This window comes from Micromonospora sp. CPCC 206060, assembly GCF_036906895.1.
Taxonomy (GTDB): Bacteria; Actinomycetota; Actinomycetes; order Mycobacteriales; family Micromonosporaceae; genus Micromonospora.
This window is the reverse complement of record NZ_JBAKHU010000113.1, coordinates 1-12,068: the sequence shown is the minus strand read 5'-3', so window position 1 is coordinate 12,068 and position 12,068 is coordinate 1. Positions and strand designations below refer to the sequence as shown.

At 68.8% G+C, this 12,068-nt stretch carries 10 protein-coding genes and 6 pseudogenes; 6 read left to right on the top strand and 10 right to left on the bottom strand.

What is annotated here, in order from left to right:
* Positions 1-445: 445 nt before the first annotated feature.
* Positions 446-1,828: pseudogene (locus tag V6U90_RS31185) on the top strand (IS1380 family transposase); the annotation flags it as partial.
* A gap of 35 nt (positions 1,829-1,863) precedes the next feature.
* Here V6U90_RS31185 and V6U90_RS31180 read toward each other — a convergent pair.
* The 5 genes and pseudogenes from V6U90_RS31180 to V6U90_RS31160 form a co-directional block, all read right to left on the bottom strand.
* Positions 1,864-2,160, bottom strand: a pseudogene (locus V6U90_RS31180) (transposase family protein); the annotation flags it as partial.
* 435 nt (positions 2,161-2,595) lie between these two features.
* Positions 2,596-4,245 (bottom strand): DUF4127 family protein, encoded by a 1,650-nt coding sequence (locus V6U90_RS31175; RefSeq protein ID WP_334444381.1) that lies wholly within the window; start codon positions 4,243-4,245, stop codon positions 2,596-2,598.
* On the bottom strand, positions 4,242-4,520 hold the full coding sequence (locus V6U90_RS31170) for a hypothetical protein (RefSeq protein WP_334444379.1): 279 nt from the start codon (positions 4,518-4,520) through the stop codon (positions 4,242-4,244). Before V6U90_RS31170 ends, V6U90_RS31175 begins: the two co-directional genes overlap by 4 nt.
* Positions 4,521-4,555: 35 nt before the next feature.
* Positions 4,556-4,663: pseudogene (locus V6U90_RS31165) on the bottom strand (hypothetical protein); the annotation flags it as partial.
* 112 nt (positions 4,664-4,775) lie between these two features.
* A complete protein-coding gene (locus V6U90_RS31160; protein WP_334444385.1) occupies positions 4,776-5,825 on the bottom strand; it encodes a LacI family DNA-binding transcriptional regulator in 1,050 nt (349 codons plus the stop codon).
* Positions 5,826-5,995: 170 nt separating this feature from the next.
* On the opposite strand from V6U90_RS31160, the gene V6U90_RS31155 reads away from it, so the two are divergent.
* Complete coding sequence (locus V6U90_RS31155) at positions 5,996-6,325, top strand: hypothetical protein (protein ID WP_334444377.1); 330 nt, start codon at positions 5,996-5,998, stop codon at positions 6,323-6,325.
* Between the two features lie 22 nt (positions 6,326-6,347).
* Here the strand turns inward: V6U90_RS31155 and V6U90_RS31150 are convergent, their stop codons facing one another.
* The 4 genes and pseudogenes from V6U90_RS31150 to V6U90_RS34085 all read right to left on the bottom strand — a co-directional run.
* Positions 6,348-7,301 (bottom strand): hypothetical protein, encoded by a 954-nt coding sequence (locus V6U90_RS31150; protein ID WP_334444375.1) that lies wholly within the window; start codon positions 7,299-7,301, stop codon positions 6,348-6,350.
* A 100-nt stretch (positions 7,302-7,401) separates the two neighbouring features.
* Positions 7,402-7,602 (bottom strand): annotated as a pseudogene (locus V6U90_RS31145) (hypothetical protein); the annotation flags it as partial.
* Between the two features lie 582 nt (positions 7,603-8,184).
* Positions 8,185-8,424, bottom strand: a complete 240-nt coding sequence (locus tag V6U90_RS31140) for a hypothetical protein (protein ID WP_334444373.1) — start codon at positions 8,422-8,424, stop codon at positions 8,185-8,187.
* A gap of 10 nt (positions 8,425-8,434) precedes the next feature.
* Positions 8,435-8,692 (bottom strand): annotated as a pseudogene (locus tag V6U90_RS34085) (IS982 family transposase); the annotation flags it as partial.
* Between the two features lie 107 nt (positions 8,693-8,799).
* On the opposite strand from V6U90_RS34085, the pseudogene V6U90_RS31135 reads away from it, so the two are divergent.
* The 4 genes and pseudogenes from V6U90_RS31135 to V6U90_RS31120 all read left to right on the top strand — a co-directional run.
* Positions 8,800-9,062 (top strand): annotated as a pseudogene (locus V6U90_RS31135) (transposase); the annotation flags it as partial.
* Positions 9,063-9,142: 80 nt separating this feature from the next.
* Positions 9,143-9,838, top strand: a complete 696-nt coding sequence (locus V6U90_RS31130) for a class I SAM-dependent methyltransferase (protein WP_334444371.1) — start codon at positions 9,143-9,145, stop codon at positions 9,836-9,838.
* 543 nt (positions 9,839-10,381) lie between these two features.
* Positions 10,382-10,642: a hypothetical protein gene (locus V6U90_RS31125; protein ID WP_334444369.1), complete on the top strand. Its 261-nt coding sequence runs from the start codon at positions 10,382-10,384 to the stop codon at positions 10,640-10,642.
* 269 nt (positions 10,643-10,911) lie between these two features.
* Entirely contained in the window at positions 10,912-11,460 is a 549-nt protein-coding gene (locus V6U90_RS31120) for a dihydrofolate reductase family protein (RefSeq protein WP_334444367.1), read from the top strand.
* Positions 11,461-11,789: 329 nt separating this feature from the next.
* Here V6U90_RS31120 and V6U90_RS31115 read toward each other — a convergent pair whose 3' ends face one another.
* A complete protein-coding gene (locus V6U90_RS31115; RefSeq protein ID WP_334444365.1) occupies positions 11,790-12,035 on the bottom strand; it encodes a hypothetical protein in 246 nt (81 codons plus the stop codon).
* Between the last annotated feature and the right edge of the window lie 33 nt (positions 12,036-12,068).

The window sequence follows — 12,068 nt, the reverse complement described above, 5'->3', positions numbered from 1 at the left end:
TGGCCGCCTCACGTCTACGCCAAACCGGCTCTGAGCTGCAGGTCTGCCGTACACCACTCTGCCGGACGCAACTGGGCCTGATCGGGCTTGTGGGAACCGTCGTCGCACCGAGGCCCTTCAAGCCTTGGCGGCGGGATAGACCGAATGCCGGCGGTGAACGACGTCGGTGAGCCGTGTGCGGGAAAACCGCACGCACGGTTCGAAGTGGCGGGAGCTGGAAACGGAGCACCATGGCCACGGTCACGGCAGTGGGACAACCGGGCGGGAAACCACCGGAACTTGAAGGCTGCCGGACCTACCGCCAACCTGGGCCACCGCGCCAGCTCCCGACCCTACGTTAAGGGCCGTCCAGGGTGTGGGCGGAGAAAGAAGAAGTGCCTTCTGATCAGGGAAGATAGGGCTTGTCAAAGGTCCTGGTCATCCCGTTACGGAAGGCACTTGCTGGGTGAAGGCTACCGCAACACGTCCGAAGATCGTGGTGACCGGCGGCGGGCGGGGCGTGGTCGGTCATGCGGGCGCCCGCCTGCTCGCCGACCTGGCCGACGTGACCGGGTTGACCAGCGCATTCAGTCAGGCTTTCGCCGGGTTGCGGCAGCGGCAGAGCGGGCACGATCCGGGCCGGATCGCGGTCGATCTGGCAGTGATGCTGGCCGACGGTGGTGAGACGATCGCTGATCTCGCGGTGCTACGAGATCAGGCCGGCCTGTTCGGGCCGGTCGCCTCCGACCCGACGGCGTGGCGGCTGCTGTCGCAACTGGACGCAACGCTGCTGGCCGAACTGCGGGCCGCCCGGGTCGAGGCTCGCCAGGTGGCCTGGGCCCAGCACGCCGAGATTCACGGCCATGCGTTCCCGCAGGTCAGCGTGGCCGGGCAGACGGTTGCGGGACTCGTGATGGACGTGGACGCCTCGATCGTGATCTGCCATTCCGAGAAGGAAGCGGCGACCCGCACATGGGAGAAGACGTTCGGGTATCACCCGTTGTTCTGCTTCCTGGACAACACCGGCTAAGCACTGTCCGGCCTGCTACGAGAGGGCCGGGCCGGGTCGAACACCACCGCCGACCACATCACCGTCCTCGATCAGGCCCCGGCCCAGATCCCGGATGAACACCACCACGGCACCCCAATCCTGATCCGCTCCGACTCCGCCGGCTCCAGTCACGGCTTTCTCGCCCACCTCCGCGGTCTGCGCGAGCAGCGCCTCGACGTCCGGTTCAGTGTCGGCGCCGCGATCACCGAAGGCGTCCGCCAGGCGATCACTGCCGCCACCGGCTGGATCCCCGCCCTCGACACCGACGGGGAACTGCGCGAGCATGCCGAGATCTGCGAGATCACCGGCCTACTCGACGCCACCGGCTGGCCCGACGAAACCCGGTTCATCGTTCGCCGCGAACGGCCACACCCCGGCGCTCAGCTGTCGCTGTTCGACACCATCGAAGGCTGGCGGCATCAGCTGATCACCACCGACACCCCACCCGGCCAGGGCAGCATCCAGTTCCTGGAAGCCCGCCATCGGGCCCACGCCCGCGTCGAAGACCGCATCCGCTGCGGCAAGAACACCGGCTTCGGCCGGTTTCCGTCTCGCGTCTTCGCGATCAACCAGGCCTGGCTGCAGCTCGCGCTGACCGGCATCGACCTGATCGCCTGGACCCAGAACCTGCTACTCGACGGAGACCTCGCCCGCGCGGAGCCGAAGAAGCTGCGCTACCGGCTGCTACACGTCTCCGCCCGCCTCACCCACACCGCCCGCCGAACCCGCCTCGCGATCGCCACCGGCTGGCCCTGCGGTTGTGCCCGGGTGCGGAGCCAGTCCGCCAGGACGGCGGTGAGCGAGTCGGCGTCGAGGCGGGTCAGTAGTCGCCACACCGTCGTGCCGGCTGGCACGCCCTGGGTGAACCCAAGTCGTGCCTGGGCCGGCTCATCCAGGTCGTAGAGCCAGTCGGCGATCGCGGCGAACGACGTAGCGCCGGCCAGGACCGCGCACACCGCCACGGTCAGCAGCGCCGCCAGGGGGTAGCGGATCCCGCGGGGGTTGCGCGGGTCCGGGACCAGTCGCACCGCGGCCAGGAGCCCGCCGCGTTCGCCGTCGGTGACCGGCCGCGGCGGTGTGTCGGACCCGGGGGTTGTCACGGTCAGTACGGAGATCAGAGATGATGCCATCGGCGGATGGAGTCCTCGGTGTCATGCAGCGTGAAGAACTCCATGATCACCTTAAGGGCTTCATCCGCTTCATCCGCCTCCACGCAGGCCACTCACCCCTGAAGAACCCCAGCTCAGAAGCCAGGTCCGCGAGAACGCAATGCCCCTGCCTCGCACCCTTGCGGCCAGCCTAATCCCCTCGACCGCCCACCGACCGACGACCTCGGCGGGCGTTCTCCATCGTGATCCGCGCGGCCCGCAGCGGGGGCCGCGCGCGCCGCCGACCAGGGCCGGCCCAAGGGACGCCGTTCGAGGACCGCGCCGTCCGGGCGAAAGTACGACCTCTGGTGGTGCGGCCGAGCGTCGTGCCGACGTAACCGGTGCGAGGGAAGCTCAAGCCGGGTCGCGGCAAGACGGGGCCCGGCGTGACAGCTACGCCGGGCCCCGACAGAACGGTTACGCAAAGCTGACAGTCGGCTCCAGCGTGACTTCGAACAGCCGGTCCCATGGCAGGTCGATGCGAACGCTGTCCAGTGTGGACAGCGTGGCGGTGAAGGTTCGTGCGTCACGTCGTCCGAGGACGATCGGGTGGCCGGCAAAGTGCTCGGCGAAGTAACCCCGGGTGATCGGCTCGAGCCGTTGTCGTACCCAGCCGTCGAAGTAGGATTTCTGTTCGGCGGTAAGGCTCAGCGGGTTCCAGCCCTGGGCACGGGCGTGCGCGTACGCCTCGGTCTGCACGATGTTCTTCCACGGGTCGTCCTTGACGAACCGGTAGAGCAGGTACGCCGCGTGCGCCCGGCCCGGCGCTGCCAGCGCCGGCACGCCGAAGCCGGATGTTGAGCGGCGCAGGTATGCCCAACGCGCGGTGCCGTGCCCCAGCGCCAGCCCGAGCGCGTTACCGCCGGTGTTCCAGCCCGAGTAGGACAGCAGCGCGGCCAGGTCGAGACCGGCTTCCATCCGCGCGACCAGTTCGTGGTCGGCCTTGTTGACGATCACGGGGTCTACCACGATGACCTGCGCGCCCGACGACAGTAGCGCGTCGACCCGGACCACGAAGGCGTCGAGGTCGGCGCCTCGGTCCGCACCTGTCGCCGACGGTGTGTTGACCGCGAGCACGATGTCGGCGTCGCCCTCGACCACGGTGCCACCGACCGAGCGCACGTGTCGCCGGATGTTCTCGGCGAACGGGATGCCCTCCAGCGCGGCGGTCCAGGTTTCGCCGGAGACGCCGGCGTACTCGATCCGGTAGGTGGGCGCCGTGCCGGCGGAGATCACCCGGGCTACCAGCAGCGCATCGACCTCGTCGGCGCCAGGGAAGATCTCCACACGGTCGTTGACGCCGAGTTCGGTGGCGAGCTGTTCCAGCGCCACCCGTTCGGCACGAGCCAGGCCGACCGGCGCGGTGTCGTCCTCGGACAACACGAGGTGGCTGATGGTGCCGTCGGCCACCCACTCGACCATCAGGCGGTTGATCTCGTGATTGCGGGCGCGCGCCGCTAGGTAGTCCGCGACGATCTCGTCCGGGATCGCGGCGCGGGCCGCGTCCAGCTGCGTCCGCAGCTGCTCCTGACCCAGGTTCTCCACCTGGTCGTACAGCTTGGCCCAGGTGACCAGCGCGGTGATGTAGGCGTCGAGTGGTGTGCCGGTCGAGGTGAGGGCCAGTCGCTGGATGGTGTCGTGGACCTCGATCACGGCGTCGGGCTGCGCGGCGCGCAGTGCCTTGATCGCGGCGACGTTGGCGCGCGCCTGCTCCGGCGTCGGGGTGGCCGTCCGCGAGGCGATCAGGCCGCCATACGCGAGCATGCTCACCGATATCACGTAGGCGTCGACGTCAAGGGTGCCGAGCCAGTCGGCGATGGCGGCGCCGTCACCGGGTACGAAGAACCGGCCGAGCAGCTCGGCCGGGGGCAGGTGCAGCGCCACTCCGGCGCTGGCTGCGGTCATCGATGCGCAGTACGTGTTGACGGGCCGGTCGTCCAGGGGCACCAGGGCGATGCGGGCGGCACGGGCGGCCTGCTGCTTGCCGGTGGTGGCGCGGGCGGGCGCACCGAGCGCCACGGCGGCCAGACCGCCGGCACCGGCGGCGAGGAGGGTACGTCTTCTCACGGGGCTTTCCTTTCCAGGGCAATGAACGTCCCGGCGGAGATAGCTGGGACGAGCCGTCGGGTGATCCACAGGGGCGAGGTGATGGGGTTGCCGATCACCACCGAATGCGCCCCCGACGCAAACGCCGCGCGGATGTCACCGGCGGCGCGGTAGCGGCCTTCGGCGATGACCGGCACGGGCGCCTGGGCGGCGAGTGCCGACAGCAGTTCGAGGTCGGGTCCGTCGGCACCCGGGCTGCCCGGGGTGTGCCCAGACAGCCGCGCATGACGCGGCAACTGGCCGTCACACCGGACTGCTCCACCCAGCTGTGCTCATCCGGTGGCACCGCCTGGCTGGTCAGCTGCCCGCGCAGCCAGTCGAACTCCTCGGTAGGCACCATCGACCGGCCCGCTCGCAACGCACCAAGCGCCGCGGCCACCCCACCTGATCCACCGCCGACGACAAGAACGTCCGCATGTTTCTGTGCCACTTGCCTCCCTTCCTTACTGCGTGCTGTGCACCCGGCGTGGCCGTTCGGTCGCCGGGGCGGATCAGATCTGACGTGGACCGAGCGTCTGCCCTGGGACCAGGGCGCAGGGCAGCAGTCGCTGGTGGTTGTCACTGGTGCCGTGCAGAATCTCGACCAGCACCTCGACCGCCTGCCAGCCCATCTCCCGGCGGGGGATCCGCAGGCAGGTGAGGGGCGGTTCGAGCGCGCCCGGCCTGTCCTCCTCGCCGAGCCCGACCAGCGACAGGTCCTCAGGCACCCGCAGCCCGCGCGCCAGCGCCGCCCCGTGCAAGGCCATCGCGTCCGCCGGGTGCTCGCAGAACACGGCGGTGACGCCGGCCGCGAGTAGTGCCGCGAGCAAGTCCGCCGGGTCCCGGCCGGCGCTGCGCTCTTGCAGCACCTCCGGCGCCACCGCCCGCAGCCCGTCGAGCCGGTCGACCGCGGACTCGACGCCCTCGCCCGAGCCGGCGTACGCGATCCGGCGGTGCCCCAACACGACGGTACGACGGGCAAGCTCGCTGGTGGCGCCGGCGTAGTCGGCGCCGACCCACGGCAACCGGGCCGGCGCTGTCCCGTCAATGTCGACGTCGTCGCGCCGGCCGATTGAGACGATGGCGTGCCCTTCCTGGACCAGCCGGGTCAGCTCCTCCCGCGGAATCTCGCGTCCCAGCAGGACGCAACCGTCGGCCAGGCGGAGCCGGTTGTTCTCGTGGAAGATGCGCCGGGTGCCGCCGGTGACCGGCGCGCTGGTAAACAGCAGCAGGTCGCAGCCGAGGCTTTCGGCGCACGCCTCGATGCCCTCCAGGAACGGGTGGTAGAAGTCGGCGCTGCCGGCCGGGAAGACCGGCTCGTAGGTGAAGATGCCGAGGATCTGGTTGTGCTGACGCAGCAGGCTGCGTGCCAGCGGGTCGGCAACGTAACCCGTCTCCCGGATCACTTGGAGCACCCGTTCGCGCGTCGCCGGCGCGATCCGCGATGCCGCCTCGGAATCGTTGTTCAGAACGAGCGACACGGTCGTCTGGCTCACGCCCGCACGGCGAGCGATGTCACGCTGAGTAATTCTACCGCCTTGATCCGTTGACCCTCCCGCCATGCCAGGTCCCATCGCTAATTCGTATTGCCGGGAGGAGTTTGCCGAGGTCAGCCACGGCCCGTCAAGGGGTAGTGCGCCGTTAATTCGTATTACTAGCCGTCGGGAGCGCCGCCGTTGACACTCCGTTACCGTCCGATAACTCGACGCTCGACGTTCGAAGCCCTGTCGCTGTGTGTGACGGCAGTTGGTCTGCGGAACCCCCACGTGAGGTCCGCGGCGATCTGCCGCGGCGCGCGGTCGAGCAGGCCGTCGGCGCCACCGGCGACCTGCTGGCAGTCCAGCTCGACGTGACCGATCCCGACAGCATTCAGGCCGCTGTCCAGGCGGCCGTCGCCGGCGTCGCCACGCAACTGCGGCTGTACGACCTCACCCGGCGGCGCACCGTGGCGGTGGCCGACGGGGTGGGACTGGTGTTGTGCCGGGGCGACGTGCTCTGGTGGTCCACCGGCGGGCGTACGGTGACCGCCTGGCAGACCCTGGACCTGCGCACCCTGACCTGAGCCGGGCGGTGCCCCCGGCCGGTCAGACGTTCACGTGGAAGTGCACCGCGAAGTAGCCGGTGTTCGCCGTGGAGTTGGACGCCTCCACGCCGACCCACCCGTGGAACGTCCCAGTGTCGCCGATCACCTGGAGCTGCGGCTTGCGGTGCGAACCACCGGTGTAGCAGGTGCTCGACGTCAGGCAGGTGCACCAGTGCTCGTAGAAGTTCCGCCGGCCCGCTCCCGCGAGGTAGTAGCGGATCGGGGCGGAGGTCGCGCCGTTCGGGCAGGACGAACAGGTGGCGGTCGGGGGGCTGAGCCAGCTCATGCAGTTCCCGTTGCATCGGGCGAACGACCGGAGGTCCATCCCGCTGGGGCCGGCGGCACCGGTGCTTCCGCTGTAGCCGGCGTACCGGCCGGTGTACTGGGCCAGCGGGATGTTGCTGACCGGCGTGTACGCGTCGTTCGAGGCGGAACTGCCGAAGCCCCAGCCGACGGTGACCCCGTAGTTGGAGCTGACGAAGTCGAGCCGGGCCAGGTCGCTGGCGGGCTGGCTGACCGCCCAGGTTTCCTGGACGCCCCCGCTCCAGGTGATGGTGATGCTGTCACCGGAGTTGGTGTACGTGCCGCTCAGGGACTTCACGACGCCACCGGGCTGGAACCCGGCGGCCGTCCGCACCTCGCAGTCGTGGCCGGTGCAGCCGGTCGTCCGGACGCCTGTGCCGGCGGCCCCGACGACGGTGGCCCGGTTCCAGTACCAGAAGCTCTCGGTCACCGTGCCGTTGCCGGAGAAGTAGTAGGTCGCCAGCCGGACCCAGACCGGACCGGTGGCGGGCGCGCCGGCGGCGGGGATGGCCCCGAGCGCGACGCTGTAGATGCGCCGCCCGCCGGGGTAGTCCACCGCCTGCGCGGGCGCCGGCAGGACGAGCGCTCCCATCGTCAGCGCCAGCAGCGCGGCGGCGAGATACCGCCAGGTGATCCTCCGTCGACGACCCATACGTCACTCCCCCTTATGACCGACCGATCGACACATCGTATCTAATCGATACCGACCGGATGGTCCCGCGGCGCGGGACGCCCAGGGAAGCCGCGCCGGGTCAGGGGCCGAACGGGTCGGGCCGACGTTCCAGGAGTTCGTGCAGGGTCTGCTGGATGGCCTCCCGGACCCGGTCGGCGAGGTTGAACACGACCAGTGGGTCGTCGGCCGAGTCAGTCAGGTGCGCGGTGGGGATCGGCGGGCTGAATCCGATCAGCCACTTGCTCGGCAGCGGCACCAGGCCCAGCGGCCCGATATCGGGTTGGACCGCTCGTCGATTCGAGCTGGGCGCGCTTGTTGCGGATGTGTCGCAGGCTCTCCTCGAGCGCGGCGACCTCGCCGAGCCACTGGCATCCGCGGGCCTCGGTGAGTCGATCTTTCGTGTTGGCTTCGATGGTGTCTGGGCGGGGTCCAGGCGGAGGTACGGGCAGCGGATGCAGGCGTGCTCGTGGACGCAGGGTGTGCCGTAGGGCGAAAGCAGCCGCCGAGCGCTACCCGGCGTAGCTGGAAATGCTGTTCGAAGTCGGCCCATTCGTCGGGGGTGGCCGTGCGGTACTCGCCGGAGTCGCGCAGGCTGCGGCGGTGCTCGACCATCTTGTGGTGGGCCTGGATGCCGGGCCGAGGCGTTGACCTGGCCGGCATCAGATCTACTGAGCCGCTCGGGGTGTCGGCTGGCTCGACGAACCTGATGCGCGCAGAACTCGCGGAAGCTGCGGTCGACGCGGTGACGTCGGCCGCATCAGGTTCGGTGAATCGTCGCATCAGGTTGTTGGACGACATCCGAAATTCAGCGGATGCGACATTGATCTTCAGTACTTCCGCTGCTTGGCCGGGCACGGTGCCATCAGGTGCCGGTGCGATCGGTGCTGCGGGGATCGCTGACCCGGCGGGCGGCGTAGATGTCACCGGCACGTGCCGTGTCTCGCCACGGTCGGGCCTTGTTCAGCGCGATGTCGAGCGCGGGGTCGGCACGGTCCAGGTCGACGCAGATCACGTCGGGCCCATCCGAACGGGCGTGCTGCAGCAGATAGCCGTGTGGGCCGACCACCGCCGACGGCGTGGTCGGTGCGCACTGGGCGGGCACCGCGATGCTGACCGGAAGCGCGGACCCGTTTGCCGTAGCCGGAGGCGGTCGGTAGGTAGGGGAACAGGTGGCGCAGGTGGGCGTGGGCGTAGCGCATCCAGTGCCGCCCACGTGGATATTCCAAGAGGACCTGGGCGATGAGCAGGCACACCAGTTCAGCGTCGGACAGTTGCCGGGGACGGCCGATACGGCGTCGGCGAGGAGGCAGCAGGTGATCATCGACGAACACGTACAGTGCGGTCAGAAGGGTGTCGAAGTCAGCAGTCACGAGCAGACAACGACACCCTTCGCCGTGCCGGCACGGCCACCTCAACCACCTGCCCAAACTTCGGACCCAACCATCTAGGGTGCGTCCTGCCGATCTTGTGGGGGTTGGTGGTTCACCATGCCTCGGTGGTCGGTCGTGGTGAGTTGACGGATAAGGCGTGGACGGTGGTTGAGCCGTTGCTGCCCGCGCCGGGTCGGCGTTCGGGTCGGTGGCGGGATCACTGGCAGGTGATCAACGGGATTCTGTGGAAGCTGCTGACCGGGACGCCGTGACGGGACCTGCCCGACCGCTATGGGCCGTGGAAAGCTGCCATGAACGGTTGCGGCGGTGGACGGCGGACGGGACGTGGGATCGGATCCTGGCCCACGCGTACGAGCCGGGTGCTTGTTTGTCGCACCCACGCTGCTTTGGTAGGAATGCATCCTTGCCTCTCACGGGAATGGGGTAACGGTGACAACCACCGACTACGACGACTTTGCGGACGCCTACTCGGCGGAGAACGAGTCCGGTCTCTTCAACGCCTACTACGAGCGACCCGCAATGCTTCGCCTCGCCGGCAACGTCTCGGGCCGCCGAATCCTCGACGCGGGGTGCGGTTCCGGCCCGTTGTCAGCTGCGCTGCGCGCCAAGGGAGCCGTGGTCACCGGCTTTGACGTGAGTGCGGCCATGGTCGACCTGGCCCGCCAGAGGCTGGGTGAGGACGCCGACTTGCACGTGGCGGACCTGAGCGCGCCGCTGCCGTTCGCAGACGCCGAGTTCGATGACGTCGTCGCGTCCCTGGTCCTGCACTACCTGGAGGACTGGTCCGGCCCCCTCGCCGAGCTGCGTCGCGTACTGAAGCCAGGCGGTCGCCTGATGCTCTCGGTCAACCATCCCGCCGGCTATGCGATCGAGTATCCCGAGGCCGACTACTTTGCGCTTACGAAGTACTCCGAGGACTACATCCTGGACGGCCAGACTGCGTGGCTGACCTTCTGGCACCGGCCGCTGCACGCCATGGCAGATGCTTTTGCTGCTGCTGGGTTCCGCATCGCGACGATCAGCGAGCCGCCCCCTTCTCCGGACACTCCTGCGGAGCTGCTTCCACCCGTCAAGGGCTCCGGGTCCTTCATGTGTTTCCTCTTCTTCGTCCTCGAGTCCGCCTAGAAGGAAACTCCGGGCAGACCAGGGGATATGTTCCCACGGCCGTCCGGACCTATGCCCGCGGAGGCGAACTGGCCTGGCTCGCATGATCGACAGGACAGGCCGTAGTACGAGCCCGGCTGGCTACACGATCTCCGCGGCCCCAGCGCCGGTACCAGATCGCTTGGGCCGGGGAACTCCGTGCCGAAACCGTGCAGTGCAGGCAACCAGCGTGATCAGCCCGCATGCCGAGGTGGTCGCGCAGGTGCCCCTGATGACGACGGGCATGGTCGTTGCCGACATCGATTGACGGGCAGGCCGCTGCCTATCGGCAATCGATTCCAATGAGACGCAGCACCGAGTGCCGCCAGCTACAGCGAGAACCAAGCCAGGTCGCCTGAACTGGGCACCCGCCGTCGCGTCCGCCGCAGTGAGAGGCCAGACGCTGGGGCTACCGATCTCTGCCAATTCCGATAGTTGTGATATCTGACATCGCCAGAGGGCCGCTCCCACCTGCTGACCACCGGCCAGCGGGTTGCGCTAACCGAGCTGCTCTCACCGCCGCGCATGCCGCGCTGCGGCTTGGTCGCCCACCCGTGGCCGCAGCCGCTGCCCGCGTCCCGGTCCGGCCAGTTGGACCGGCCCGAGCCGCTGCGGTACGTGCAGGTGGACCCGACCGCGGTGGCGGAGATCGACGCCGACGTGGCTTTCGAACACGGACGCTGGCGCCATCGGGTGCGGTACGCGAGGGCTCGACCGGACCTGTCGGTCCACGACGTGCCGCTACTGCTCGGCGAGGAAGAGGGCTACTTCGGCGACCCGAGGTAGGCAATTGCTGGTTCTCTACCTCGGCGTGGACGCGCACCGACGAGAGACCGCGGCGTTCGAAACACCGTCCGCAGCCCACAGCAACGCCTTGGCCTGGCGCACCTCCCGAGCCGGCGCGGTGTGCGAACGAGCAAGCCGCTCCAGCTCAGCCCGCTGTCCACCCGTTATCTCCAAAGCCCCAGCCGCAGCCACCATCCTACCGACACTACGACAGATCACTATTTAAGCGATACGCCGCCGGTCTGCCCCCTCGGCAGTACTCTTGCGAAATGCGACCCCTTCGATACTCCATCAATGTCACATTGGACGGGTGCTGCGATCATCGTGCGATCCCCGCGGACGAGGACCTGCATCGTCACGCGGTCGAGAACCTCAACCAGGCCGATGCCCTTCTCTTTGGCCGGGTGACTTACGAAATGATGGAATCAGCGTGGCGGCCGCCGGCGCCGACGGGAGCGAGACCTGATTGGACGGAACCCTTCGCCCGGACGATCAGCGCGGCAAAGAAGTACGTCGTGTCGAGCATCCTGGAGCGGGTCGATTGGAACGCGGAACTCGTGCGCGGGGATCTGGGCAAGGCCGTTCAGCAGCTCAAGCGGGAGTCGGGCAAGGGACTGTTCGTAGGAGGCGTGAAGCTCCCGCTGGCCTTGACGGAGCTGGGATTGATCGATGAGTACGAGTTCGTGGTGCATCCCAGGCTCGCGGGCCACGGGCCGACGTTGTTCGCGGGGCTATCAAGACATGTCGACTTGAAGCTCGTGAGCCGGCTGGAGTTCGGCTCGGGGGCAGTGGCGATGCGGTACGAGCCGAGAAGGTAGCCATCGGGCTTGCTAGCCCGAGCCGGCCGCATCATGGAGCCCTGGTTCGCGGCTCTTGAGCGCCCCACCGCAGCGGTTCCTCCGCAGCGGCCCACAGGCCGTCACCTCGGTCGTAACAACCGCGCTCGGCGACAGCGACGAGGCGTGGGCACGTTTTTCCACCATCCCAGCGTCCCCAACCGGGCCGAACGCTTGACTCCGGCTCGGTGACCTTCTCGACGCCGCCGCCTGAGTGGCGCCGGGCCCCCACGCGTGTGGCGGTCCGGCGTGGCCGGGTGTCCGGTTCCGTCTGGTCCCGGACACCCGGCGGCAACACGGGCCTGGACGAATCAGACGACAGCCTTGTCGGCGGCGCCGTCATGGTTGGTCGCGTCCGGTTTCTCCGTCGCTGCGGCGGGCGCGCGGAGGGTGACGGCGGCGAGCAGCGCTCCGGCAGCGGCGATGGCGGCGGCGCCGAGGAAGGCGGCGGAGAACCCGTCGGTCAGGGCGGGCAGGTCACCGAGCCGGCCAGCGCCGTACGCGGCGGCGACGGCGGTCATCGCCGCTAGGCCGCGTTTCGTAAGGCTCGGAGCCACTGGTCGATGATGGCGATGGTGACGGTGGCTTCG